Genomic DNA, 26,094 nt, shown 5'->3' with positions numbered 1-26,094 from the left:
TTTTGCACAAAACGGCTATGGTATCTCATAAATTGGTTGAACTTTAAACGCATTAATAGGGTGCCCGCGTGTGTCCCGCGAGCACCACAGACCTAACTGTCTGCGCGGCTCATGAACTTAGATTCCGCAGTGTTGATTTTAATTTTATCACCGCTGGAAATGTGCTCAGGTACCTGTACGACTAGGCCCGTTGTCAACGTGGCAGGCTTAGTACGGGCGCTGGCCGATGCACCTTTGATAGAGGGCGCAGTTTCTTCGATTACCAGCTCAACGCTTGAAGGCAAATCTAATGATACTGGTGTGCCTTCTACAACGACGATCAGCAGGCCTTTGGTTTCTTCATTGATGAATAGCACCTGTTCAGCAATCGAGTCTTTATGGATGTGATAAGGAGTATAGTCCTCTTCATCCATGAACACATATTCGTCACCATCAATGTAAGAAAGCATTGCCGGGCGACGTGTTAAATCGGCCAGTTGCAGCATTTCTTCGGCTTTAAAGGTTTCATCGACTTTACCGCCATTGACGACATCGTACATACGCATACGGTATAAACTGCCGCCAGCACGACCTTGCGGTACAGAGCGCTCAATATCTCGGACGATCATCACGCGACCATTATAATCAATCGCGGCGTGTTTTTTTATTTCACTGGCTTTAGGCATAAAAGGCTTCCTGTTAGTCTAAACTGAGCGAGAAGTTAGCATGAAGTCGGTATCTCGCCAAGTACTGTGTTCCCAATCGGTTTGTTCTACAATATAGGCCCGGTAAGTGAAGCTGTCTTGAACAGGGAAATCAGGTGAGGAGAGAAAGGTGAGATCAGGCATGATGATTGAAGGGGTTAAACTGGGTTGCCAGTGTGGTCAGGTTACCGGGCGCATTGCTGCGCACCCGCACTGGCAAGGGAATCGTCTGACCTGCTATTGTCAGGATTGTCGTGCGTATCTGCATCACCTGGAGCAGGCGGACTCCCTCAACGACTTTGGCGGAACGGATATTTATCAGGTGCCACCGGCGCACGTCAGTATCTTAACGGGACATGATCAGCTAGCCTGCTTGCAGCTGACCAAGGGAGGCGTTTACCGCTGGTACACTAAATGTTGTCATACCCCGGTTGGTAATTGTTTTAGCCCTTTCTGGCCCATGGTGGGGATCATACATAGCTTTGTGCGCGAACCGCTCGATACTTTGGTGGGCCCCACTTCGGGGAGTGTCTATTGCCGCGGCGCGCTGGGTCGATTGCCAGATGAACTCAAAGGCACACGCTCACAAAAGGTGATGGTGCTGCGGTTGATCACTAAGTTGCTGGCCTGGAAGCTGTGTGGCAAAAACTCACCCTCGGTATTTTTTGTAAACGGCGAACCGCTGGCAGCGCCACAGCAGCTTTATTCATGTCCTGCAGATAAAGGCTAAAGCGAGTAGAGACTCGACATCGCCTGGTAACTTAATCCAAAGTGCTGATTAAACCAGTTATTGACGTAATCATGTTGCGGTGCAAGCTTGGCGCAGCGCAGTACATATTCGCCATCGGCTGCACCGAGTTGATCTTCGCAGTAGGTTTGCAGCCACACGCGATCCAGATCTGCGACAAACTGAGTATGTAACTCTGTGAGCTGTTTGTTTAAATGCGTGCTGACATCCAGAAATTGGGCTTGTTGTGGTTCCAGATCTAAATCGGGGAAGTCTGCATAATGGCTTTGCGTGTGATGCACCTGACTATCGTCCACTTTATGCTCTATCCGTTGCCCACCCAGGCGCCCCAGATACATCATATCCAGACTGTAATGTTCCGTGAATTCAGTTACCGGATACTGATAGGTTTGCGCTACCTCAACGTCTATAAAAGAGCCCGGCTCGCTCGGATCAGGCTGCGGTTGTTCCAGCGTGTAGTGCTTTTGCCTGTTCACCAGTTTAGTATTGCGGCTGTGTTTGAAAGTGGCATGGACGTTGAGCGTGAAGGTCCCCTCACCTTGAGGGTGATACCATAAGCTGTCCCGAAAAGCGTCATTTAGCTGAGATAAGACAGTCTGAAGGCGTTGTTTTTGTGTGCTTGTGTCGTGCAGTTGCACGGTGAGCTTTGGTGCTATGCGGATCTCGGAATACAAGGCCTGGGCAGTCACTTGTTGTGCGGGTTGGCTGGCAATGTTCCAGGCTTGACAATATTTGCGATAAAAGCGCTGTAGGAACAGGCGATCTTTGCTCTGCGATGTACTGAGTTTTTCACACTGTCGTTCGGCATTGACTTGCAACTGCGCCTGATACTGAGCAAAAGTGTTACCCAGTCTGGCATTGGCAATTAAAAATGCATAACGCAATTCGAAGTATCGAAACGGATCCGGAAAGGCTGAGCGCGACAGTGACAAAGCTTCTTGTCTGAGCCAGATGGTTGCATATCGCAGCTCTTCATTTTGGGTTTCTGCCATGGGCCCGACGGGCTCTATGTGCCAGTTCACCTGATTACGCAATAAGGCCTCTAGTTTGAGTGCCGCGCCGGTATGGTTGCCAGACAGGCGCAACATGCGCACGTCAATGAGTCCACGGTCGATGATTTTATTGCGCGCCAGGGTGAGCCGCTGACGTGCTTCTACATCCTGAGGGTCTTCGGCGAGGGCTTGTTCGTAGAACTCGGCGGACTGATCATACATGCCGGCCTCATACAACTTGTCTCCTTTTTCAACCAGGCTTTTACAGCCTGACAATAACAGCACGCCCGCAATCATAATGGCACACAGCTTGGTTGTCTTCATTGTCCTTTCCTTGTTCATATTGAGATATCTTCGTATATCATGCGTTATGTCACTATTGTGTGACAATCGATAGTCTTGGATGTTTTTTAGGAACTGGCACCCGTCGCTCAGTGATGTTTTTCGGTTTGGCCGGCGCTTCGGTTAACACCCAGACCGGACGTGTGACGAACAGGTTGTACTCAGTGAGCAGGAAAGTCGTAATTGCTTCAGGTACGTGGCAGACCTATTTATATGTCAATAAAACGCGATGATATCAGGGAATTTCAGCCGTTTAAAAGCGGTTTTTAACGGTAAATAACCACTGTACTGAGTCAATGTTGTCCGGGCCATCAAGGGGCGCAGCGACGTCCAGATGCAGCACCAGTCCTGAGTTAGCCCGACTGGGAGCAAGCCGCAGTCCGATACCGATGTTTTTAAGAAACTGACCCTGAATTTGATGTGTTAACGCATGTTGCTGTAGATCCGTTAAAGTGTGTGGCTCGTCGAGACTGTCTGGCAATGGTGGCGGTATGGGGCGGCCATCAACCCGGCCAATATCAAAGTAGGCGGCACCACCCACTTTAAACAGGTGTAGTAAATCATATTCCCAGTAATAGCGCTTCTCAAGGTTCAGCAGGATCCGACGATTGCCTTGCAGGTAATTGCTGGGATAGCCCCGTAAACCGGTTTCTCCGCCCAGGGTGATCTGTTTATCGGCACTGAGGTGTTTACCATATTGAATTTCAAGCTGGGCATACCAGGATTGGTGTAGGCTGGTATTGAGATAATATTGCAGTCGTGAACTGAATAGCAGATTTTCAGCCTGATCCTGACGTTTGTTCCAGTAACCATGTAAGTTGAAGGCAAAGCGGAGCAAACTGTCTGCAGAGGTGAAGTGGGCTTTGTTGGCATTGAATGCCAGCACCCAGCGGCTGTCATCATCACTGAGCTCACTGTCTGAATAGCCAAGCTGGGCATTGATATTCCAGCCTAAATTTAAATCTTCTGTGCGATAGATGGAATCAAAATTGCGGACCTTAATATAGGCATCTTCAAACCACTGTGCCTGAATATAGGGGTAGCGTAGCGTCCGGTTTTCAGCAATGGGTAAAGTGGTACCGCGAAGGCGGGTAAATTCTTGCTTTTCATCCTGATATCCGAGTAAGAGTCGACGTGTCCAGTCATTGTCGAGTGCAAAGGAGCGGCCAATGTAGAGGTTGGATATTTCGCTGAGCTGCTGATACTCCGAGATCTCTTCACCCAAATTGTACAGTGACTCAACCCGACGGTTACTTAAGTTACTGATACCGTAACTATAAGGCGTGGAGATTGAAAAAAACGGGTATTCAACGCCAACGTAATGCACTTTTCCATCATCGTTGTCCGCGTACTCAAGGCGCCCCCGGTAACGGCTCGAAAGGATTTGGGGGTCATCATAAACAAATAAATAGCCACTGCGATCCGGGTCGGAAATATGCGTCAGTGACAGGCGTTTACCATAGCCCAGCAAGTTCGACTCACGAAAGCCAAGACGAGTTGAATTATCGCCGCCGCTGCGGCTGAAACTGATATCGGGTAGCAAGGTCCAGAGGTCGCGCGTAATGACGGTGACTGCTACTTCTCCGTCACAGGTTTGTTCGGCAAAGATCCTGGCATCATAGATATAGGGCTGTTGACGCAATAGTCGCTCTGACTCTCGCAGCAATTTGGGGTCATATTCGCCTCCTTGGGTAAATAGTAATAAATTGCGGATCACCTCAGGTTTCGTTTTGATGTGCGCCCGATTTGCAAAGCGAAATACGGCGTTGTCTTCCTCCGGCAAAGAGGTATCAAAGACATTCAGTTGCCTGAGCTCAATGCTGACCACAGAGGCATTGAGCAAATCGGGTAAGGTGTCGGTGCTATCTAACTGGCGGTGGAGGTTATCGTCCTCAGGCACAGTGGGACGGTTGTTACTGCAATGTTCGGAAACGCTTGATGGCGTACTGGCAGCAACTTGCGCTGACGTGGTTACCATCGATGTGAGTACTGCGAGTATTGAAGTGCGAACAATCCAACCCATAGAACAGCCTGTCGTTAATTAACGTGCTTTTAATTATGGCCTATGTTAGCCATAGCTGCTCAACTAAGTCTATATTATTGTTGTAAATTTAACCGTAATAATGTTACCAGGTTCGGCAAATGTTCAGTGGCACCAAGGCCTTCCGGCGCGATCCAGATACTCTCACTATAGTGCTCAAAGTTGAGATTGTAGGGATGTCCGGCATAATTGAAACGCCATTGATGGCGGTCAGCACCCTGATGAAATTCCAGTAAGGTAAGGCCTTCGAGGTGCAAGAAAATTTGCCCCCAGAGCTCAAACTCATCTGCCTCAGGGAGCGAGCAAGGAGTTACAAGAATGTGGTTCTGATCTGTTAAATGATCGATGTACGTTGTCACGGTGACTCCACTTAAACAGTTGGGTTAATCTGTGTCCAGGTAATTACGGATCAGCTGCATAAAAGGTGCGCCGTATTTGCTGAGTTTGGTAAAGCCAACCCCCGACACTTTCAAAAATTCGCTATCATTGGTCGGTGTCAGTTGTGCCATTTCCGCCAGGGTTTTATCACTGAATACCACATAAGGTGGTACGTCATCCTGATCGGCCAGCTCCTTACGCAGGCTGCGTAATTTAGCAAACAGCTTTTTATCATAATTGAACTGCGCCAGTTTATCCTGATAAACGTGCTTAGCTTCAAGTCGTGGTTGCGCCAGTTGCAGGGCATATTCCCCTCGTAATACTGAGCGGGCACCTTCGGTCAGGCGCAGTGCGGCGCCCTGAGTTATGTCTTGTGCAACCAGGCCATGGTGTATGAGCTGTCGTAGAATACTCAGCCAGTACTCGTTGCTGTGCTCTTTGCCAATCCCATAGGTGCTCAGGGTGTGGTGTTGGTTGTCCCGGATCCGTGCAGTATTTGCGCCGCGTAACACGTCCACAATATAGCCGAGTCCAAAGCGCTGCTCTGCCCGGTAAATACAGGATAAGGCTTGCTGAGCAACCAAAGTGCCGTCAAATCGTTTTGGTGGGTTCAGGCAGATATCGCAGTTGCCGCACGGTTCGCGTTGATATTCGCTGAAATAGTTGAGCAGGATCTGGCGTCGGCAGGTTTGTGCTGAGGCAAAGCTGGCCATTGAGCTAAAACGTTGCTCTTCGACTCTGCGCCTGTGCTCATCTTCAATGTCTTCAAAAAACCGTTTTACCCGGCCAATGTCTGCGGGGTCAAAGTACATGATGGCTTCAGCTGCCAGTCCATCACGGCCAGCACGGCCTGTTTCTTGGTAATACGCTTCGATACTCTTGGGAATGTCATAGTGCAGTACATAGCGCACATTCGATTTATTGATCCCCATGCCGAAAGCCACCGTTGCAACCACAATTTGAATGTCATCACGCGCAAAGGCATTTTGTACGAACTGGCGTTGCTCATTGCTCATCCCTGCATGGTAAGCAGCAGCATTAAATCCGGCTTCAACTAGTTTTTCGGCGATGTCATCAACACGTTTACGGCTGGAGCAGTAAACAATGCCGCTTTGCCCTTTTTGCGTGCGCAGATAACGCATCAGCTGAGATAATGGTTTGAACTTTTCTTCGATGGTGTAACGAATATTCGGCCTGTCGAAGCTGCCCGTATGAATAAAAGGCGTCTGCAAACCGAGCTGAGTGACAATGTCACTGCGGGTGGCCAGATCGGCTGTGGCGGTCAGCGCCATCATAGGGACTGAGGCAAAGCGATGCTTTAATTCATGCAGACGACAGTAATGCGGTCTGAAATCATGCCCCCAATGCGATACGCAGTGGGCTTCATCGATGGCGAACAGCCCCAGTTGGAGGTGACTCAGGCGCTCAATAAATTCGTTTTGCAGTACTTTTTCCGGCGCCACATACAGGAGTTTGATTTCACCCTGGTGCAGGCGCTGGTAGATGGCTTGTTGCTGAGCCCGGTCGAGGCTGTTATTGATAAATTCAGCCGAGATACCCAGAGCTTGTAGCTGTGCAACCTGATCTTGCATCAAAGAAATAAGGGGTGAGACCACCACGCAGGTGCCTTGCAAAAGTAACGCGGGTACCTGATAGCATAAAGATTTGCCGCCGCCGGTTGGTAGCAGTACCAAGCTGTCGCGCCCGTCCAGGCAGGCCTGAATGACGTCGAGTTGCCCGTCACGAAAGTCACTGTAGCCAAAGACTTCTTTTAGTACGCCGTGCGGTGTGTCGATTGAGTGAGTTGCAAGATTTTCCATCGAGCGCATTTTAGTGGGTTTTGTAGCAGAAGTCTTTTGTTTTTGATCACAGGAAAATCATACGGCCAGGTACAGATTGCGGTATACTGCGCGCTTGGCATCTGTGGGAACAATCAGAATACCAATTATGTTGTGCTTGGGAGAAATGAATGGGAACGAGTAATGAAACGAAGCAGGGGTATACCTTTGCCGTTTTAGCATTTTTAATGTGGGGATTAGCACCCATCTATTTTAAATCGCTGGATCAAGTGGACGCACTTGAAATTCTTATCCATCGAGTGGTCTGGTCGGTACTCTTTATTGCCTTGATCATCGCCGTAAAACTCAACTGGGACAAAGTGGTTGCCGTGCTGCGTCAGCCAAAACTCATGCTGATGCTGACGGTTACGGCCTTATTGCTGGGGTTTAATTGGGGCCTGTTCATCTGGTCGGTGAATAATGGCCATATGCTGGATGCAAGTTTGGGCTACTATATTAACCCTTTGCTCAATGTGTTGTTGGGTATGCTGTTTTTGCAAGAACGTCTGCGGCCTCGTCAGCAGTTTGCGGTTGCGCTGGCTGTTGTTGGGGTGGTGCTGCAATTGGTTAGCTTTGGCTCGTTTCCGGTGATCGCCTTTTCTTTAGCCGGTTCATTTGCGATTTATGGGTTATTGCGTAAGACCATGGCGGTAGAGTCTTTGCCTGGCTTGTTGATTGAAGCCGTTATTCTGCTGCCCATCGCGCTGGCTTACTGGTGGTGGTTAACACCCAGTGAAACCAGCAATATGATGGTGAATGACTGGGTCACTAATGTGTTATTGATTAGCGCAGGGGTTGTAACGACCTTACCTTTATTGTGTTTCACCGCTGCCGCAAAACGTATTCCCTATTCGACTTTGGGTTTCTTTCAATATATTGGACCAAGTTTGATGTTTATTCTGGCTGTGGTGTTCTATGGTGAGGTATTTAGTGCTGAGCGGGTGTTAACGTTCGCCTTTATCTGGTCAGCCCTGGCATTGTTTAGTTTTGATTCCTACCGTTCGGGTAAAGCGCAGCGCCGTCTCGCGGCTGCGTAATTATGTTGGGGGCACTGAACCTGTCAGGCCCCCTTTAATACATTACATTTCGTCGTCTGCCTCCACGGCAACGGCTTCGACTTCTTCTTTATTTGTCTCTACCTTAGAGCGGCCAAACAAAGTATGGAACTTGGTTTTGCAGGTCGTGAGTTTAAGGTACTTAGTCCAGGTTTTTTCCATCACATTACCTGGTGTTTGTCGTCCCTCCATGACGTCGACAAATTGTCGTTGAAATTCATTTTGTGGCTGGCTAGCTTTGGTGTATAAGCTCTTTAGTAGTGCACCATGGTTTTCCAGTACATCAGACTCCTGCAAAGTGAAGTGTCCGCTGCGAGAAAACCCTCGAGGAAAGTTAAGATCATCATAGAAATGTTTAGATGTAACAAAAGCTTCTTTCAAGGTCGCTAAATTTTGATTCATGGTGAAATCCTCAGCATTGTTTGGCAGGAGTATGGACCATAGAGAACAAATAATTAAACGAGTTTTTTTTATCTAAGGGGGGTATGTGGACCTAGATCTATTAAAAACATTTGTCGAAGTTGTTAAGACGCGACATTTTGGTCGTGCTGCGGAAAATTTATATATAACTCAATCTGCTGTCAGCTTTCGGATCCGCCAGTTAGAACAAAGCCTTGGCGTTAATTTGTTCATACGCCAGCGTAATAATATTCAACTGACTGCACCGGGCGAACGTTTGTTACCCCATGCCAATATGATCCTCACCGGGATGCAGCGTGCCAAGGTTGACGTCGCACTTGCCAATAATATGCATAAGCAAGTGTCACTGGCTGGCACGCCGAATATTTGGGACGCTTTTTTACAATTTGGGATCAACCACATTGTGGCGGCTATGCCTGGAGTATCGCTGGTGGCTGAGGTCAAAGCGCAACAGGAGAGTACCCGCTTGTTATTGGAGCGCACGCTCGATATTGCGGTGCTATTTGACCCACCTAAAGTGGATGAACTGGTCGTTAAGCAAATTAAGCATCTGGCTATCATCCCGGTCAGTACAATGGCGCAAACCACCTGTGAAGACTTTTTCGATAAGCAATATGTTTACGTAGACTGGGGAACGGCATTTTCATTGTGGCATGCGAAACAGTTTAACGGCAGCACACCGCCTTATTTCAGAACCAGTACGGGTCGTATCGCACTGGATTTGATCATGCAATGTGGCGGCTCAGCATTTATACCTCGTGCACTGGCCGTTGAACCGATTGAGAAGAAGCAGCTATTTCATATTGAATCAGTGAAGCAAAATGCGCGAGAGATCTATGTTGCTTATCACAAGGGTAATGAACAGATAGAACAAATTGAGACAATTGCCAGTCTTTTGGCGTCTTTACCTGATTAGGTTACAGATTATTGAATTATTTATGATGGTTGGCTGACATTTAAATGTCAGTTTTATTTTGAGTGTAATATTTTTGTCACGTATCGCTGGCAGACTGCGCCTGTCTAAAAAATTACGTGTTGCGATACTTGAGGAAATACACATGAAATTATCCAAATCAGCATTGTTTGTTTCTATTTTCGGTGCTTTGTCTGCGAGCGCTTACGCTGATGTTGATGTATATGGTAAAGCGAATTTGTCTGTACAAAGTTCAGATGAAGGTGAAGGTTCATTCACAGAAGTGAAGAGCAATGCATCACGCTTTGGTTTCAAGGGGTCGGAAAAGCTAGACTCTGGTCTGGAAGTTATCTACAAATTGGAGTTTCAGGTTGACGTATCTGATGCAGACTCTAAAGACGATGATGACAACATCACAGCGCGTAACCAATATGTGGGTCTGAAAGGCGGTTTCGGTGAAGTTGTGATTGGTCGCAATGACACGGCATTCAAACAGTCGCAAGGCAAACTGGATCTGTTCAATGACCTTGAAGCGGATATTAAGAATCTGTTTAAAGCTGAAAACCGCTTGGGCGACTCAATTTCTTATAAGTCAGCCAGCTTCAATGGCTTCAAAGTACTCGGTACTTTTATCGCAGAAGACAGCACAGAGGGTGAAAACGGTTTCTCGGCAGCCCTGACTTATGGTGATGCTAAACTGAAGAACACTAACTTCTACGCAGCAGTTGCAACAGACAGTGAAGTAAAAGGCTACGATGCAGTACGTTTTTCAGTACAAGGTAAAGTAGCAGATTTCAAACTGGGTGCAATGTACCAGATGCAAGAGAAAGTAGATGGGTCTGATGAAGCTGACGGTTACATGTTAAACGCGGCCTACGGTTTCGGCGCGAATACCCTGAAACTACAGTATCAGGTTATCGACTTTGATAAAGGCGATAAAGTAGATGGTATCTCTGTTGGTATCGATCACAAGCTGAGCAAAGCGGCAAAGCTTTACGCATTCTACTCAAGTGTTGATGAAGACAATGGTGTAGAAGAAGATTACCTGGGTGCCGGTATCGAATATAAGTTCTAAGCATATCGCAATTTAATAGAACAGATTAAAAAGGCCAGTCAGAACACTCTGACTGGCCTTTTTGCGTAATATGTACCTAAAAGTTATTCAGTTTGAGGTGTTTAACGTCAAAAAATGAGCGCTTTGCCTTATTTTTGTTCGAACACGCTGTTTTTCTCACTTTTCTTCAAAAAAGGGGTTGCGCTGGGTTTCGATTTCCCTATAATGCGCATCCACCGACACGGGGCACAACGCTGAAAAGCAACGAGCCAGCGAGTTGGGAGTCAAATAAAACTTGATTCTGAAAATTTTCAAAATTAAGTGTTGACATAAAATGGGAAGTGATTAGAATGCACAACCCTCAGCGCTAACGGCGCAGCGATAACAAGTTATCGCACTGTTCTTTAAAAATATGAAGCAATCATCTGTGTGGGCACTCGTGCAGATTGAGTTCTAACAGCGAATTTCAGTTTACTGAATGACGCACAAAAATTTAGAGTCTCAACTGAACTGAGTGACTAACATAGTCAATTCGTTTTGATTTTACTTTTTTAAAAGTAGAAACAGACAAAATCAGAATTCATTGAGCACGAATCTTCGGATTCAAAAAACTTTTAATTGAAGAGTTTGATCATGGCTCAGATTGAACGCTGGCGGCAGGCCTAACACATGCAAGTCGAGCGGTAACATTTCTAGCTTGCTAGAAGATGACGAGCGGCGGACGGGTGAGTAATGCTTGGGAACATGCCTTTAGGTGGGGGACAACCATTGGAAACGATGGCTAATACCGCATAATGTCTACGGACCAAAGGGGGCTTCGGCTCTCGCCTTTAGATTGGCCCAAGTGGGATTAGCTAGTTGGTAAGGTAACGGCTTACCAAGGCGACGATCCCTAGCTGGTTTGAGAGGATGATCAGCCACACTGGAACTGAGACACGGTCCAGACTCCTACGGGAGGCAGCAGTGGGGAATATTGCACAATGGGCGCAAGCCTGATGCAGCCATGCCGCGTGTGTGAAGAAGGCCTTCGGGTTGTAAAGCACTTTCAGTCAGGAGGAAAGGTTAGTAGTTAATACCTGCTAGCTGTGACGTTACTGACAGAAGAAGCACCGGCTAACTCCGTGCCAGCAGCCGCGGTAATACGGAGGGTGCGAGCGTTAATCGGAATTACTGGGCGTAAAGCGTACGCAGGCGGTTTGTTAAGCGAGATGTGAAAGCCCCGGGCTTAACCTGGGAACTGCATTTCGAACTGGCAAACTAGAGTGTGATAGAGGGTGGTAGAATTTCAGGTGTAGCGGTGAAATGCGTAGAGATCTGAAGGAATACCGATGGCGAAGGCAGCCACCTGGGTCAACACTGACGCTCATGTACGAAAGCGTGGGGAGCAAACAGGATTAGATACCCTGGTAGTCCACGCCGTAAACGATGTCTACTAGGAGCTGGGGTCTTCGGACAACTTTTCCAAAGCTAACGCATTAAGTAGACCGCCTGGGGAGTACGGCCGCAAGGTTAAAACTCAAATGAATTGACGGGGGCCCGCACAAGCGGTGGAGCATGTGGTTTAATTCGATGCAACGCGAAGAACCTTACCTACACTTGACATACAGAGAACTTACCAGAGATGGTTTGGTGCCTTCGGGAACTCTGATACAGGTGCTGCATGGCTGTCGTCAGCTCGTGTTGTGAGATGTTGGGTTAAGTCCCGCAACGAGCGCAACCCTTATCCTTAGTTGCCAGCGATTCGGTCGGGAACTCTAAGGAGACTGCCGGTGATAAACCGGAGGAAGGTGGGGACGACGTCAAGTCATCATGGCCCTTACGTGTAGGGCTACACACGTGCTACAATGGCATATACAGAGTGCTGCGAACTAGCGATAGTAAGCGAATCACTTAAAGTATGTCGTAGTCCGGATTGGAGTCTGAAACTCGACTCCATGAAGTCGGAATCGCTAGTAATCGCGGATCAGAATGCCGCGGTGAATACGTTCCCGGGCCTTGTACACACCGCCCGTCACACCATGGGAGTGGGTTGCTCCAGAAGTGGATAGCTTAACCTTCGGGAGGGCGTTCACCACGGAGTGATTCATGACTGGGGTGAAGTCGTAACAAGGTAGCCCTAGGGGAACCTGGGGCTGGATCACCTCCTTATCGACTTAGAACTGATTTGTTCGAAGTGTCCACACAGATGATTGTTACTTAGTAAGATAACTTACTGAGTGATATTGCTCTTTAAAAATTTGGAAAGCTGATATTAAATTCTCGGAATGACAATGAAAATTGTTGTTCTATAGAGTTTTCGAAAGAAAAATGCCGATAAATTCGAAAGAATTTATTAGCGTCTACTTTAGTATTACTTAACTTCTGGCGAAGTTAAAACTGTCTTTGACACTACAATTCAAAACTATTTTGGGTTGTATGGTTAAGTGACTAAGCGTACACGGTGGATGCCTTGGCAGTTGGAGGCGATGAAGGACGTACTAACTTGCGATAAGCCTAGTTGAGCCAGTAAGAGGCGCTTGAGACTAGGATTTCCGAATGGGGAAACCCGGCCCTTTGGGTCATCATGCAGTGAATACATAGCTGTATGAAGCGAACGCGGAGAACTGAAACATCTAAGTACCCGTAGGAAAAGAAATCAACCGAGATTCCGAAAGTAGCGGCGAGCGAAATCGGATTAGCCCTTAAGCTTTAATGTAGTTAGTGGAACATTCTGGAAAGTATGACGATACAGGGTGACAGTCCCGTACACGACAACTTATTTAAAGTGAAATCGAGTAGGTCGGAGCACGTGAAACTTTGACTGAATATGGGGGGACCATCCTCCAAGGCTAAATACTCCCAACTGACCGATAGTGAACCAGTACCGTGAGGGAAAGGCGAAAAGAACCCCTGTGAGGGGAGTGAAATAGAACCTGAAACCGTGTACGTACAAGCAGTAGGAGCCCCTCGAGGGTGACTGCGTACCTTTTGTATAATGGGTCAGCGACTTATATTCTGTAGCAAGGTTAACCATTTAGGGGAGCCGTAGCGAAAGCGAGTCTTAACTGGGCGCTTAAGTTGCAGGGTATAGACCCGAAACCCGGTGATCTAGCCATGGGCAGGTTGAAGGTCAGGTAACACTGACTGGAGGACCGAACCCACTAACGTTGAAAAGTTAGGGGATGACCTGTGGCTAGGAGTGAAAGGCTAATCAAACCGGGAGATAGCTGGTTCTCCCCGAAATCTATTTAGGTAGAGCCTCGGACGAATACTTACGGGGGTAGAGCACTGTTAAGGCTAGGGGGTCATCCCGACTTACCAACCCTTTGCAAACTCCGAATACCGTAAAGTACTATCCGGGAGACACACGGTGGGTGCTAACGTCCATCGTGGAGAGGGAAACAACCCAGACCGTCAGCTAAGGTCCCAAAGTGTATGTTAAGTGGGAAACGATGTGGGAAGGCTAAAACAGCTAGGAGGTTGGCTTAGAAGCAGCCATCCTTTAAAGAAAGCGTAATAGCTCACTAGTCGAGTCGGCCTGCGCGGAAGATGTAACGGGGCTAAACATACCACCGAAGCTACGGCTGCATACTTAGTATGCGGGGTAGGGGAGCGTTCTGTAAGCGGCTGAAGGTGAACTGTAAGGTTTGCTGGACGTATCAGAAGTGCGAATGCTGACATGAGTAACGATAATGCGGGTGAAAAACCCGCACGCCGGAAGACCAAGGGTTCCTATCCCATGTTAATCAGGGTAGGGTGAGTCGACCCCTAAGGCGAGGCTGAAGAGCGTAGTCGATGGGAAACGGGTTAATATTCCCGTACTTGGTATAAATGCGATGGGGGGACGGAGCAGGCTAGGCAAGCATGGCGTTGGTTGTCCATGTGAAAGGCTGTAGGCTGGTGACTTAGGAAAATCCGGGTCGCTAAGGCTGAGAGTCGAGACGAGCCACTACGGTGGTGAAGTTGTTGATGCCCTACTTCCAGGAAAAGCCTCTAAGCTTCAGTTTATATCGAATCGTACCCTAAACCGACACAGGTGGTCAGGTAGAGAATACTAAGGCGCTTGAGAGAACTCGGGTGAAGGAACTAGGCAAAATTGTACCGTAACTTCGGGAGAAGGTACGCTCTTACTTGTGAAGACTTCGCGTCGTAAGCAGGCGAGAGCCGCAGTGACCAGGTGGCTGGGACTGTTTATTAAAAACACAGCACTGTGCAAAATCGTAAGATGACGTATACGGTGTGACACCTGCCCGGTGCCGGAAGGTTAATTGATGGGGTTAGCTTAGGCGAAGCTCTTGATCGAAGCCCCGGTAAACGGCGGCCGTAACTATAACGGTCCTAAGGTAGCGAAATTCCTTGTCGGGTAAGTTCCGACCTGCACGAATGGTGTAACCATGGCCACGCTGTCTCCACCCGAGACTCAGTGAAATTGAAATCGCAGTGAAGATGCTGTGTACCCGCGGCTAGACGGAAAGACCCCGTGAACCTTTACTACAGCTTGGCACTGAACATTGACCCTACATGTGTAGGATAGGTGGGAGGCTTTGAAGCGCAGTCGCTAGATTGCGTGGAGCCGTCCTTGAAATACCACCCTTGTAGTGTTGATGTTCTAACTTAGGTCCCTAATCGGGATTGAGGACAGTGCCTGGTGGGTAGTTTGACTGGGGCGGTCTCCTCCCAAAGAGTAACGGAGGAGCACGAAGGTTGGCTAAGTACGGTCGGACATCGTACGGTTAGTGTAATGGTAGAAGCCAGCTTAACTGCGAGACAGACACGTCGAGCAGGTACGAAAGTAGGTCATAGTGATCCGGTGGTTCTGAATGGAAGGGCCATCGCTCAACGGATAAAAGGTACTCCGGGGATAACAGGCTGATACCGCCCAAGAGTTCATATCGACGGCGGTGTTTGGCACCTCGATGTCGGCTCATCACATCCTGGGGCTGAAGTCGGTCCCAAGGGTATGGCTGTTCGCCATTTAAAGTGGTACGCGAGCTGGGTTTAGAACGTCGTGAGACAGTTCGGTCCCTATCTGCCGTGGGCGTTTGAGAATTGAGAGGGGCTGCTCCTAGTACGAGAGGACCGGAGTGGACGAACCGCTGGTGTTCGGGTTGTCATGCCAATGGCATTGCCCGGTAGCTACGTTCGGAATCGATAACCGCTGAAAGCATCTAAGCGGGAAGCGAGCCTCGAGATGAGTTCTCACTTTAACTATAAGTTAACTGAAGGGCCGTTGAAGACTACAACGTTGATAGGCGAGATGTGGAAGTGGTGTGAGCCATTGAGCTAACTCGTACTAATTACCCGTGAGGCTTAACCATACAACGCCAAAGTGGTTTGTTTGTTAGAAGTTAAGAATTAAAGTAGACGATAAGAATTTAATACGCTTTTCCAGATTTTACAGAATTTGCTTGGTAACCATAGCATTTTGGAACCACCTGACCCCATGCCGAACTCAGTAGTGAAACGAAATAGCGCCGATGATAGTGTGGGGTTTCCCATGTGAAAGTAGGACATTGCCAAGCTCCTAATAAAAGAAAGCCCGATTCGAAAGAGTCGGGCTTTTTTACGTATGAAATTTTAAAAAGCGTCGATGAAGCTGTAGATAGAATAGCGTTGTCTATTCATCCATGAAAGTGGGTATCTAGCAACCTTTGGACACACTTCCTTGTGGAGGGCTCCCGGCGCGTAACGCGTGTTATCGGCGTCCATACCTCGCGTTCATTGCGCTGCGAAGCGGTGCTTCGGTCGCAATTCACCCATGAATTTCATCGACATTCGTACTTCCATGTACGTCAAACCCGTTGCAGAAATGCAGCGGGTTTTTTGCTATGTGTAAATTAAAAAAGCTGTAAAGAGCAGCCCTGTCTATTCGCCCGTGAAGCTGGGCAGGATGGTGAATTGGTCAGCATCCACTAAAAAAGCTGCGTGTTTCATCTTGCTTAAGGCCGCACTAAGCACGGCTATACTCTGTCATTAGCTCAACTCTTTGATTGCTTCACTAAGTCCATCTAAGGTCAATGGAAACATGCGGCCAGCCATCAGCTCATCGATAAGGCCAATTGAGTGGTAGTAGGGCCAGTGTGCTTTTGGTTGAGGATTGAGCCAGGCGACTTTATCAAAATGCTGAGTGAGCCTTTGCAGCCACACCGAACCGGCTTCCTGATTCCAGTGCTCGACACTGCCGCCGGGGTAGGTGATCTCATAGGGGCCCATAGTGGCATCCCCGACGAAGATCAGCCGATAATCCCGGCCAAAGCGGTTGATCAGCTGATGGGTATCGAGCAAGGTATTATCCAGCCTGTCATTGTCCTGCCAGACATGTTCGTATACACAGTTATGGAAGTAGAAAAACTCAAGGTGTTTAAACTCGCTGTGCGCGGCGCTGAACAGCTGCTCACAGATCTGAATATGATCATCCATGGATCCACCGATATCGAACAACATGATGACATTGACGGCGTTGTGTCGTTCAGGTGCCATCTTCACATCCAGCATACCACCTTGCTTAGCCGTAGCGCGGATGGTTTCATTCAGATCGAGTTGATCGCTGGCGCCACTGCGGGCAAATTTGCGCAATTGTTTGAGTGCCAGCTTGATAGTGCGGTTACTGATGTCGCTGTCGGCATCCAGGTTGCGATATTGACGTTTATCCCACACCTTGACGGCACGGCGGTGACGGCTGCCATCCTGACCAATTCGGACACCCTCCGGGTTATAACCGTATGCCCCAAAAGGAGAAGTGCCGCCAGTACCTACCCATTTGTTGCCACCGGCGTGACGCTTTTGCTGCTCGGCGAGCCGTTGCTTCAGGGTATCCAGCAGCTTGTCGAGTCCTCCGAGCGCTTTAAGCTTGGCTTTCTCTTCTTCACTCAGGTGCTTTTCAAACTCTTTGCGCAGCCAGTCTTGTGGCAGGGCGCTTTGCTGCAACTGGCTGAACAGATCCAGGGAGTCGACACCCTCAAAATAATCGGCAAAGGCGCGATCAAACTTATCGAACTGGGTCTCATCTTTTACAAATATGGTTTTGGCCAGATGATAAAAACCGTCGATATCGGCGAAGCACACACCTTTATCCAGCGCATTGATACAGTCCAGTAGCTCGCGAAGGCTGGCTTTCACGCCATAGCGCCTGAGCGTGAATAAGAAGTCGATCAACATGATCAGCGCTTACCTAAAAAAGCCAGCTTCTCAAGCAATGTGACGTCCTGCTCATTCTTTAGCAGCGCGCCGAACATGGGCATCAATCCGCCTTTATGGCTGTGATCCTGAAGTGTCTGGGGGTCTATATCTTCTGCTAATAGCAGCTTGAGCCAGTCGAGCAGTTCACTGGTACTGGGCTTCTTTTTCAATCCTGCGACACTGCGTAATTCAAAAAACACTTCCAGTGCATGCTTTACCAAGCGGGGCTTAATCGCCGGGAAGTGGACATCAATGATAGCTAGCATCTCGTCTTTATCGGGAAAATCGATATAGTGGAAGAAACAACGACGTAAAAACGCATCGGGTAGTTCTTTTTCGTTGTTGGATGTGATGATCACAATAGGGCGTATCTGTGCCTTAACCTGCTCACCGGTTTCATACACGTGAAACTCCATGCGATCCAGTTCAAGCAGCAGATCATTTGGGAACTCAATGTCTGCTTTATCGATCTCATCGATCAGAAGCACCGGACGTTTAGCCTGAGTAAATGCCTGCCATAGCTTACCCTGAATGATGTAATTACCAATGTCATGTACGCGTGCGTCGCCCAGCTGACTGTCACGCAGACGCGATACCGCATCGTATTCATACAGGCCTTGTTGTGCCTTAGTCGTCGACTTGATGTGCCACTGAATGAGCTCTGTATCCAGACTTTTGGCCAGCTCCTCTGCCAGCAAGGTTTTCCCTGTGCCCGGTTCCCCTTTGATCAGCAATGGCTTTTCCAGGATCACTGCCGCGTTTACCGCTTGTTGTAGCGCCGTGCTGGCAATATAAGATTCGGTACCTTTAAACATAAACGTGTTAACTCTGGTCTGATGAGTAATAGAAGCTCAGTGTGCCACAGCGAAGACGGGCAGCGCAAATACACCTCACTGTGCCGGCCCCAGGTAATTAAAACGTGGCACTTGCTTACCGTCGATCTCGACGGTCTCACAGAACATGCTGAGTGGCCGCACCCAATGATCATAGTTGCCGTACAGTGTCTGGTAGACCACCATAGCCTCTTCAGTTTCGCTATGTGTGGCAACAAATAGCACCTGATATTTTGGGCCTTTGTAATGCTGGTAAATGCCGGGTTTGAGTTCTTTGTTCACGGTTGTTGCTCCAATTAGGTATAATGCTTAGGTTTTAATAAATAGGTATCAGACATGAATTATATTGCGCTCGATGCGTTCAAGAAAGCCTGGGTGTTCCGTCATCAGGACTTGCCCATTGATGAGGCCGATCTGGCACGGATCAAGCCGATGACTGAGCAACGCGCGGCGGTGCTATGGACCACTATGGTGAGTCGAGAGCAGGATCACCCTGACTTCTTTACGCCTCATGACTGGCCCGGCAAAGAAGAAAATTGGCACGAAAGCCTGGACTGGGAAGGCCCCTGGGAAGCCGGTGAAACCACTTTGCCCGACACCATTTGTGATTTTCTCAACTGGGAAGATAACACCACAGTGTATTTTTGTATGTCACGGGAACTGATCATTGAAACCCAGTTTGATGTGTTTAAGCGCACCTGGCAGAACTTTATGTTTTTGGCTGATGGCAGCCTGTTGCTAGGCAAAAAACGTGATACCGCGGTGATGTTCAGTGAATCAGGGGAAGCCAGGCTCGGTAAGCGTCCTAAAAACCCCTAATCGCGCAGAGTTGCCTGTTGTCGGTTGCTTTCATGCGAGTGCGCTATATTTAACCGTGTGGTCGTGATATAACCTCTGTGTAAAGGAGGCATTTTGAACAGTCAAGATCACACCAAGCAGCAAAGCACGATATGGCAGGATGAGGCAACCCGGTTGGCGTATGCTGAGCTGGCTAACGTCTTTTATGCGCGTGAAATCCCCAGCTTGTCGGCAGAGCCTGACATTGACCGGCTGCAAAGGCGTTTAAACAGCCTGCCTTACTACGTAGAGCGCGCAGCGACGCACATTGTGCTCGGAGAGGTGCCTCTGGAGCTTGATAGTCACAATGGCTGCTGGTTGGCTAAACAACGCAAATGCCCCGAGTGGCAAGCAGAAGAAGCGCAGGCTTTTTTCACTGCTCAGGCTGCCGTGGGGCTGGTTGTGCCGGTGCTGGTTGTGGACCTTGGCATAAGCTGTTTGTATTTAGATACGCTGGATCAGAGGCGCGACGGACGATGGCATTGTAACCAGCTTGGCTGGTTTGACTGTGCGGGCAAAGCACTCAGCAACAATGAGCAAGCCGATTTGCCAACAACCCGTTATTTACTCAAACCCAATAAAGCGTTAATGACCGCCGCCTGTTGTGGTCACCGCTGGCAATATCATAAAATACTGCCACCCAGAACGCTGGGCTTACGCGAAATGTTACTGGCCAGCAGTGTAAACTGGGCAAACGTGAGAAAAAAACAACAACGCAAGTAGTGCACATTGCCAGGTGCAATGCATGATCCTGTAAAGCAATTAAGGTAGCCCGAATGCGATATTTCCAACTTGCATTGCTATGCCTGTGTGCCTATACCCAATATAACTTGTGGTTTGGACACAATGGTCTTGAAGACTTCAGGCGTATCAAAACGGCGGTAGACAAACATCAGGCTGCCAATGCCGATCTGGCCAAACGTAATAAATTACTCAGAGCGGATATCGAAGATCTTAAACTTGGACTCGAAGGGGTTGAAGAGCGGGCACGCCATGAGCTGGGCATGATCAAACCTAACGAAACCTTTATCCGCGTACTGTCAAAGAAGCACGATGAATAAACCAACTACAATTTCAGCGGTTGTTCCTGCTGCTGGCGTGGGTGCCAGAATGGGACTGAATCACCCCAAACAATATCTGAAAATTGGCGACAAAACGGTGCTTGAGCACACTCTTGGTAAATTGGCTCAAATACCACAGCTGAATAAACTGTATGTGGCCGTGAGTGAAACGGATGGCTACTTTGATGAATTGGACTTGAGTGGTCTTGCAGTCAGCCGGGTAACTGGTGGGCAGGAGCGATCTGACTCTGTGCTCAATGCCTTGCTGGCGATGCAAAGTACCCCGCCAGACTGGGTACTGGTGCATGATGCAGCTCGACCACTGGTGGAAATCAGTGACATTATCAACTTGATTGAGCAGTGCCTGAAAAATCAGGAAGGTGGCATTTTGGCGAGTAAAGTCAAAGACACCATTAAACGTGGCACCAGCCACAGTGAAGAGACTGTGCCACGAGCAACATTATGGCAGGCGCTGACACCGCAGTTTTTCCCTTATCATCAATTGCTCAATGCGTTGCAACAGGCACAGCAAAATAATGCGCAGATCACCGATGAGGCCTCAGCCGTTGAGCTGACCGGGCAACCTGTTCGGTTAGTCAGTGGTCGCTCAGATAACATTAAAATTACCACACCAGAAGACTATGCATTGGCCAGTTTTCTGATGTCACAACAAAGCAAAGCGAGGTCATTATGATACGCATAGGTCACGGGTTTGATGTTCATAAGTTCGGTGGTGAAGGCCCGCTAACCATTTGTGGTGAGAAGATCCCCTACACGCAAGGGTTTATCGCACACTCCGACGGTGATGTGGCCATTCATGCTGTGTGTGATGCTTTACTTGGCGCGCTGGCGCTGGGCGACATTGGTAAACACTTTCCCGATACGGCTGCTGAGTTTGAAAACATCGACAGCCGTATTTTGCTGCGCAGAGTGATGGAACAGGTCAGCGAACTGGGCTATCAGCTTGGTAATCTGGATGTCACTATTGTTGCACAGGCACCAAAAATGCGCCCGCACATTGATGCGATGCGCGCTAATCTGGCGGCAGATTGCCTGGCCGATATTGGCCAGATCAATGTGAAAGCGACCACCACGGAAAAACTGGGCTTTGAAGGGCGTAAAGAAGGGATCTCCAGCCATGCCGTGGTATTACTGACTAAGGTGGCTTAGCGTGAAAACCTGTGTATCTGCGCTTAACTATTTGTACGGTGAGCCGTTAGCGCGTGCTGAATTTAAGTCTCAGCCTGAAGACTTTATGGTGGATGAAATCCTCGATATTGAATTTACCGGGGAAGGGGAGCATGTCTGTCTGCAGGTGGTAAAAAAAGGCGAGAACACAGCCTTTATTGCCCGCAAGCTGGCCGAATTTGCAGGCGTTGCGCCAAGAGATGTTAGCTATGGCGGACTCAAAGACCGTCACGGTGTATGTACTCAGTGGTTCAGTGTCCCGGTGCCAATAAAACACTCTTTGGATTTCAGTGAGCTGAACAGCGACAGCCTGTTTGTGGTGAAACAAGTGCGCCACAATCGAAAATTGCGCACCGGGTGTCACAAGGGTAATCGTTTTACCATCACATTACGTAATGTCAGTGAGCCGTTAGATTTGTTGTCGCGGATAAACGCCGTACGCCAAGGGGTGCCGAACTATTTTGGTGAGCAGCGTTTTGGCCATGATGGTTACAACCTGGAAATGGCACAAAGGTTGTTTGAAGGAGAGCGGATCCGTGATAAAAAATTACGCGGTTTGGTGATCTCTGCGGCGCGCTCACACATTTTTAATCAGCTGGTTTCAAGGAGGGTTGCTGAGCATGGCCTGGCAAAAACCTGGCACCGTGAAGTTTTCATGCTCAGTGGCAGTAATGCATTTTTTGAAGAAGACATCAGTGATGCGCTGATTGTCCGGCTACTTGAAGCCGATATTGTGTTGTCAGCTCCTTTGCTGGGTAAAGGCGAAAAAGGCCTGACTGCACTTGAAATAGAATGGCTTAAACCCTTTGCCGACTGGTGGCAGGGGCTGGGCGCTTTGGGGCTTAAAAATGAGCGCCGTGCCCTAAGGGTGATCCCCGAAAACCTCGTGGTGAAAACACTCGACGCGACGACCATTCAGCTTAGTTTTGATTTACCGAAAGGGTGTTATGCCACCGCGATACTGCGAGAGCTGGTGCATCATGAGGATGTCAGTCATCGCAATTATGATAAAAAAGGAAGCAACCAAGATGAAGATCCTGCTCAGTAATGATGATGGAGTACATGCTAAAGGAATAGAAGTACTGTACAAAGCGCTATGCGAAATTGCCGAGGTGGTGGTCATTGCGCCAGATCGCAATTGCAGCGGTGCGAGTAACTCGTTAACACTGATTAATCCACTGCGGGCAACCACGCTTGAAAATGGCTTTGTGAGTGTCAATGGAACACCCACAGACTGTGTTCACCTTGGGGTTAATCAGTTGCTTGACGAAGCCCCCGATCTGGTGGTGGCCGGTATCAACAATGGGGCGAATTTGGGCGACGATACGCTTTACTCAGGTACGGTTGCTGCCGCGACAGAAGGTCGCCATCTGGGTTTACCTGCCATTGCGGTGTCTTTGTGTTCAAAACGTGAAGCACATTATGAAACCGCTGCGGCTGTCACGGTTAAACTCATTAAGGCGTTAAAAAGTCATCCGCTACCGAAAGATCAGATCATCAATATCAATGTGCCGGATATTCCCCTATCTGAGCTCAAAGGCATGCAAGTGACTCGCCTGGGCGCACGACACAAAGCCGAAACCATGACCCGGCAGTTGGACCCCTGGAACCGTGACGTGTACTGGTATGGCTCACTGGGCGAGGAACTGGATGCGGGCGAAGGCACCGATTTTTATGCGGTTAAGCAGGGGTATGCCGCCATTACCCCTCTGAAAGTAGACATGACAGCGCATGAGAGTCTGGATCCTTTATCAAGCTGGATCGCTGAGCAGGAGTAAGCACATTGCTCAAAAACTACAAACGCAGTGCCGAAGCGCTGGTTGCTACTCTGAGTCGTAATGGGATCTGTGACCCAGAGGTCTTGAATTGTCTGGAGATCACGCCTCGCCACTTGTTTGTCGATGACGTATTGCAGCATAAATCCTATGAAAATACGGCGTTGCCTATCGGTCAGGGCCAGACTATTTCTCAGCCGCTGGTGGTTGCCAGAATGACGGAGTTGCTACGCCAGGCTGGGGTACGCAAAAAAGTACTAGAGGTTGGCACAGGATCCGGCTATCAAACCGCGGTGCTGGCCCAGCTGTTCGATGAGGTGTACAGCATAGAGCGGATCAAGGCACTGCAATGGCAGGCAAAACGTCGCTTGCATATGCTGGATTTATACAATGTCGCCATGAAGCATGGGGATGGCTGGCAGGGCTGGGCGTCGAAAGGCCCCTATGATGGTATCATCGTCACCGCAGCGGCAGCCCAAGTTCCGCAGGCGTTGTTAGAACAGCTTTCGGAAGGCGGTGTGATGGTTATTCCCGTGGGGGAGCAATATCAGGTGCTCACTGTGTACCAAAGAAAAGGTCAGCAGTTTATCGAAAACAAACTGGCCGAGGTGCGTTTTGTGCCACTGATCCCAGGTGCACTGAGCTAGAAGTTACAAAAAAGGCGAGAAAATCCATACGAGTATGCTAAAGTGGATGGTCGAATTAACAAGCGGAAAGTAATCAAGGCATGAATCGGGCGCGCATCAATATTTTATTGCTATTGTGCTATTTTCTGGCCGCATGTACGACGCCACATTCTCCCGCTCCGGTTGTGAACCTCTCTAAAGGTAAGACCAGTTATAAACAAAAAATTCAAATAAAAAATAATCAATATAAGGTTAAAAAAGGTGATACCTTATTTGCTATTGCTTTTAGTGCAAATAAGGATGTTAGAACTGTTGCCAAAATCAATAAAATTAAGCCTCCTTACACCATTTTCCCCGGTCAACTCATCTTATTAGAATATCCGAAAAAGAAGCATAAAACGCCTAAAAAGCAGCCAGTAAAAACCGTAAAGTTAACCGATAAAAAACAAAAAAATAACATTTCACCGAAAAAAGAGCTTGATCGACCTAAGCAACGAGAGTATGTTCAAAAGCAAGCCAGCGAAAAATCCAGTCATACCAAGCAGTTGTCAAATAATAAGGTACGATGGCGCTGGCCCGCAGTTGGTAAGGTGACCCGACGTTTTTCTGTCAAAGAAAACGGCTATAAGGGAATTCAGATTACAAATAAAAAGGGAACATCTGTTAAGGCTGCGGCAAATGGCGTTGTTGTATACGCAGGGAGTGCATTACGGGGATACGGCAATCTGATCATTCTGAAACACACAGATGATTACCTTAGCGCGTACGCCCACAATTCCAAATTGCTAGTAAGAGAGCAGCAGCAAGTTAAAGCCGGGCAAAAAATTGCCGAAATGGGAGATACAGACGCATCATCTGTTGCGTTGCGGTTTGAGATCCGTTACCGGGGACAAGCCGTAAATCCTAGTAGGTACTTGCCTAAATAATAGCCTATCGACGTAATGATGGAAGACTGTCACTTATTCGCTTGGGGGGATGCTTATGGCTCAAACAGCAAAATTGAATAGTAAAGTAAATCCAGAGTTGGACGAGAAGTTTGAAGATGTCTCAGTAGAGGAGCCCAAATCGGAGCTGCTGGAAGATATTGAGAATGATGAAGACCTTTTCGCCAAGGACGACAGCGTTAAGAATTTAGATGCAACTCAGTTGTATCTGGGAGAGATTGGCTTTTCGCCACTGCTCAGTGCAGAAGAGGAAGTTTACTTCGCACGTAAGGCCTTGAAAGGCTGCGAGGCGTCGCGCAAACGCATGATCGAAAGTAACCTGCGCCTGGTGGTTAAAATTGCGCGCCGTTACAACAATCGGGGCCTGGCACTGCTTGACCTGATTGAAGAAGGAAACTTAGGCCTTATCCGGGCTGTTGAGAAGTTCGATCCGGAGCGTGGTTTCCGCTTTTCTACCTACGCGACCTGGTGGATCCGTCAGACCATTGAACGGGCCATTATGAACCAGACTCGTACCATACGTTTACCTATCCACGTAGTCAAAGAGCTCAATGTGTATCTTCGTACTGCACGTGAGCTGACGCAAAAACTGGATCACGAGCCGACCGCTGAGGAAATCGCAGAGTCACTCGACAGACCGGTTGAAGATGTCAGTAAGATGTTACGTCTGAACGAGAAAATCACTTCTGTGGATACACCCATTGGTGGTGATAATGATAAGGCATTGCTGGATATTATTGCAGATGAGCGTGGTTACGAGCCTGAAAGCGAAGTGCAGAACAAAGACATCAACCGCCATATTGTCGACTGGTTAGGTGAATTGAATCCGAAACAAAGAGAAGTGTTAGCACGTCGCTTTGGGTTACTGGGTTACGAGCCATCGACACTGGAAGATGTAGGGCGTGAGATTGGTTTAACACGTGAGCGTGTACGTCAAATTCAGGTAGAAGCACTGCGTCGCTTAAAAGACATTTTACAACACGAGGGGCTAAGCACCGACAGCTTGTTTGAACAAATGTAAGTACACTCGCAGCGCATTTTTTTATTGCCTTATTCCTGTGGCGCTGCTGAGCACACATCGTAGAGTCATTCTGTTGTTCGAATGACTCACGCATCTCCAAATGCCTTTGCTTTTTTCTACTTTTATTTTAATAACCCAATGATTACCATGCTTAAACAGAGCCTGGTATTAATGATTCTTGGTATCT

Annotated in this window: 23 protein-coding genes and 3 rRNA genes; 17 read left to right on the top strand and 9 right to left on the bottom strand. The window is 48.4% G+C overall.

Features of this window, described 5'->3' with window-relative positions:
* Positions 1 to 92: 92 nt before the first annotated feature.
* Positions 93 to 665 (bottom strand): elongation factor P-like protein EfpL, encoded by a 573-nt coding sequence (gene efpL, locus AT705_RS09220; RefSeq protein ID WP_010383425.1) that lies wholly within the window; start codon positions 663 to 665, stop codon positions 93 to 95.
* A 148-nt stretch (positions 666 to 813) separates the two neighbouring features.
* Between efpL and AT705_RS09215 the strand changes: the two genes are divergently transcribed.
* Positions 814 to 1,413 carry a DUF6151 family protein gene (locus AT705_RS09215; RefSeq protein ID WP_157576720.1) on the top strand — a complete coding sequence of 200 codons (600 nt, stop codon included), beginning with the start codon at positions 814 to 816 and terminating at the stop codon, positions 1,411 to 1,413.
* On the opposite strand, the gene AT705_RS09210 is transcribed toward AT705_RS09215, so the two are convergent.
* The 4 genes from AT705_RS09210 to recQ form a co-directional block, all read right to left on the bottom strand.
* Entirely contained in the window at positions 1,410 to 2,747 is a 1,338-nt protein-coding gene (locus tag AT705_RS09210; RefSeq protein ID WP_058796372.1) for a tetratricopeptide repeat protein, read from the bottom strand. The two genes, AT705_RS09215 and AT705_RS09210, sit on opposite strands and share 4 nt — an antisense overlap.
* A gap of 271 nt (positions 2,748 to 3,018) precedes the next feature.
* The gene (locus AT705_RS09205; RefSeq protein WP_237113807.1) at positions 3,019 to 4,788 is read right to left on the bottom strand and encodes a ShlB/FhaC/HecB family hemolysin secretion/activation protein; all 1,770 of its coding nucleotides are present in this window, start codon (positions 4,786 to 4,788) and stop codon (positions 3,019 to 3,021) included.
* A gap of 74 nt (positions 4,789 to 4,862) precedes the next feature.
* Entirely contained in the window at positions 4,863 to 5,165 is a 303-nt protein-coding gene (locus tag AT705_RS09200) for a DUF3630 family protein (protein WP_058796370.1), read from the bottom strand.
* A gap of 24 nt (positions 5,166 to 5,189) precedes the next feature.
* Positions 5,190 to 7,004, bottom strand: coding sequence for a DNA helicase RecQ (gene recQ, locus AT705_RS09195; RefSeq protein ID WP_157576718.1), 1,815 nt, complete (start codon positions 7,002 to 7,004; stop codon positions 5,190 to 5,192).
* A 149-nt stretch (positions 7,005 to 7,153) separates the two neighbouring features.
* On the opposite strand from recQ, the gene rarD reads away from it, so the two are divergent.
* Positions 7,154 to 8,059 carry an EamA family transporter RarD gene (gene rarD, locus AT705_RS09190; protein ID WP_058796368.1) on the top strand — a complete coding sequence of 302 codons (906 nt, stop codon included), beginning with the start codon at positions 7,154 to 7,156 and terminating at the stop codon, positions 8,057 to 8,059.
* Between the two features lie 42 nt (positions 8,060 to 8,101).
* Here rarD and AT705_RS09185 read toward each other — a convergent pair whose 3' ends face one another.
* Entirely contained in the window at positions 8,102 to 8,479 is a 378-nt protein-coding gene (locus AT705_RS09185; RefSeq protein WP_058796367.1) for a DUF413 domain-containing protein, read from the bottom strand.
* 85 nt (positions 8,480 to 8,564) lie between these two features.
* Here AT705_RS09185 and AT705_RS09180 point away from each other — a divergent pair, with 85 nt between their 5' ends.
* The 5 genes from AT705_RS09180 (at position 8,565) to rrf (ending at position 15,965) form a co-directional block, all read left to right on the top strand.
* Positions 8,565 to 9,413 (top strand): LysR family transcriptional regulator, encoded by an 849-nt coding sequence (locus AT705_RS09180; RefSeq protein WP_058796366.1) that lies wholly within the window; start codon positions 8,565 to 8,567, stop codon positions 9,411 to 9,413.
* A gap of 142 nt (positions 9,414 to 9,555) precedes the next feature.
* Complete coding sequence (locus AT705_RS09175) at positions 9,556 to 10,485, top strand: porin (RefSeq protein WP_058796365.1); 930 nt, start codon at positions 9,556 to 9,558, stop codon at positions 10,483 to 10,485.
* A gap of 594 nt (positions 10,486 to 11,079) precedes the next feature.
* A 16S ribosomal RNA gene (locus tag AT705_RS09170) occupies positions 11,080 to 12,612 on the top strand.
* A gap of 269 nt (positions 12,613 to 12,881) precedes the next feature.
* Positions 12,882 to 15,761 (top strand): 23S ribosomal RNA (locus tag AT705_RS09165).
* An 89-nt stretch (positions 15,762 to 15,850) separates the two neighbouring features.
* Positions 15,851 to 15,965 (top strand): 5S ribosomal RNA (gene rrf, locus AT705_RS09160).
* Together the 16S, 23S and 5S rRNA genes form the textbook arrangement of a ribosomal RNA operon.
* Before the next feature lie 451 nt (positions 15,966 to 16,416).
* On the opposite strand, the gene AT705_RS09155 is transcribed toward rrf, so the two are convergent.
* From AT705_RS09155 to AT705_RS09145, 3 genes are all read right to left on the bottom strand, one after another.
* Entirely contained in the window at positions 16,417 to 17,601 is a 1,185-nt protein-coding gene (locus AT705_RS09155; RefSeq protein WP_058796364.1) for a vWA domain-containing protein, read from the bottom strand.
* 2 nt (positions 17,602 to 17,603) lie between these two features.
* Positions 17,604 to 18,437 (bottom strand): AAA family ATPase, encoded by an 834-nt coding sequence (locus AT705_RS09150; RefSeq protein WP_058796363.1) that lies wholly within the window; start codon positions 18,435 to 18,437, stop codon positions 17,604 to 17,606.
* A 75-nt stretch (positions 18,438 to 18,512) separates the two neighbouring features.
* Positions 18,513 to 18,737 carry a DUF1653 domain-containing protein gene (locus AT705_RS09145; RefSeq protein ID WP_058796362.1) on the bottom strand — a complete coding sequence of 75 codons (225 nt, stop codon included), beginning with the start codon at positions 18,735 to 18,737 and terminating at the stop codon, positions 18,513 to 18,515.
* Positions 18,738 to 18,791: 54 nt separating this feature from the next.
* Here AT705_RS09145 and AT705_RS09140 point away from each other — a divergent pair, with 54 nt between their 5' ends.
* The 10 genes from AT705_RS09140 (at position 18,792) to rpoS (ending at position 25,907) form a co-directional block, all read left to right on the top strand.
* Positions 18,792 to 19,274 carry a DUF2947 domain-containing protein gene (locus AT705_RS09140; RefSeq protein WP_058796361.1) on the top strand — a complete coding sequence of 161 codons (483 nt, stop codon included), beginning with the start codon at positions 18,792 to 18,794 and terminating at the stop codon, positions 19,272 to 19,274.
* A gap of 93 nt (positions 19,275 to 19,367) precedes the next feature.
* On the top strand, positions 19,368 to 20,015 hold the full coding sequence (locus tag AT705_RS09135; protein WP_058796360.1) for a hypothetical protein: 648 nt from the start codon (positions 19,368 to 19,370) through the stop codon (positions 20,013 to 20,015).
* Between the two features lie 53 nt (positions 20,016 to 20,068).
* The gene (ftsB, locus tag AT705_RS09130; RefSeq protein WP_010383879.1) at positions 20,069 to 20,353 is read left to right on the top strand and encodes a cell division protein FtsB; all 285 of its coding nucleotides are present in this window, start codon (positions 20,069 to 20,071) and stop codon (positions 20,351 to 20,353) included.
* A complete protein-coding gene (gene ispD / locus AT705_RS09125) occupies positions 20,346 to 21,047 on the top strand; it encodes a 2-C-methyl-D-erythritol 4-phosphate cytidylyltransferase (protein ID WP_058796359.1) in 702 nt (233 codons plus the stop codon). Before ftsB ends, ispD begins: the two co-directional genes overlap by 8 nt.
* Complete coding sequence (gene ispF / locus AT705_RS09120) at positions 21,044 to 21,523, top strand: 2-C-methyl-D-erythritol 2,4-cyclodiphosphate synthase (RefSeq protein ID WP_058796358.1); 480 nt, start codon at positions 21,044 to 21,046, stop codon at positions 21,521 to 21,523. Before ispD ends, ispF begins: the two co-directional genes overlap by 4 nt.
* 1 nt (position 21,524) lies before the next feature.
* Positions 21,525 to 22,589 (top strand): tRNA pseudouridine(13) synthase TruD, encoded by a 1,065-nt coding sequence (gene truD / locus AT705_RS09115; protein WP_058796357.1) that lies wholly within the window; start codon positions 21,525 to 21,527, stop codon positions 22,587 to 22,589.
* Positions 22,570 to 23,319: a 5'/3'-nucleotidase SurE gene (gene surE / locus AT705_RS09110; RefSeq protein WP_058796356.1), complete on the top strand. Its 750-nt coding sequence runs from the start codon at positions 22,570 to 22,572 to the stop codon at positions 23,317 to 23,319. Before truD ends, surE begins: the two co-directional genes overlap by 20 nt.
* A gap of 5 nt (positions 23,320 to 23,324) precedes the next feature.
* Positions 23,325 to 23,963: a protein-L-isoaspartate(D-aspartate) O-methyltransferase gene (locus AT705_RS09105; protein ID WP_058796355.1), complete on the top strand. Its 639-nt coding sequence runs from the start codon at positions 23,325 to 23,327 to the stop codon at positions 23,961 to 23,963.
* Between the two features lie 80 nt (positions 23,964 to 24,043).
* The gene (locus tag AT705_RS09100) at positions 24,044 to 24,868 is read left to right on the top strand and encodes a peptidoglycan DD-metalloendopeptidase family protein (protein WP_058796354.1); all 825 of its coding nucleotides are present in this window, start codon (positions 24,044 to 24,046) and stop codon (positions 24,866 to 24,868) included.
* A gap of 55 nt (positions 24,869 to 24,923) precedes the next feature.
* The gene (gene rpoS, locus AT705_RS09095) at positions 24,924 to 25,907 is read left to right on the top strand and encodes an RNA polymerase sigma factor RpoS (RefSeq protein WP_058797954.1); all 984 of its coding nucleotides are present in this window, start codon (positions 24,924 to 24,926) and stop codon (positions 25,905 to 25,907) included.
* Positions 25,908 to 26,094: the final 187 nt, after the last annotated feature.

This window comes from Pseudoalteromonas rubra (assembly GCF_001482385.1).
GTDB lineage: Bacteria > Pseudomonadota > Gammaproteobacteria > Enterobacterales > Alteromonadaceae > Pseudoalteromonas > Pseudoalteromonas ardens.
This window is presented reverse-complemented; position numbering and strand designations above follow the sequence as displayed.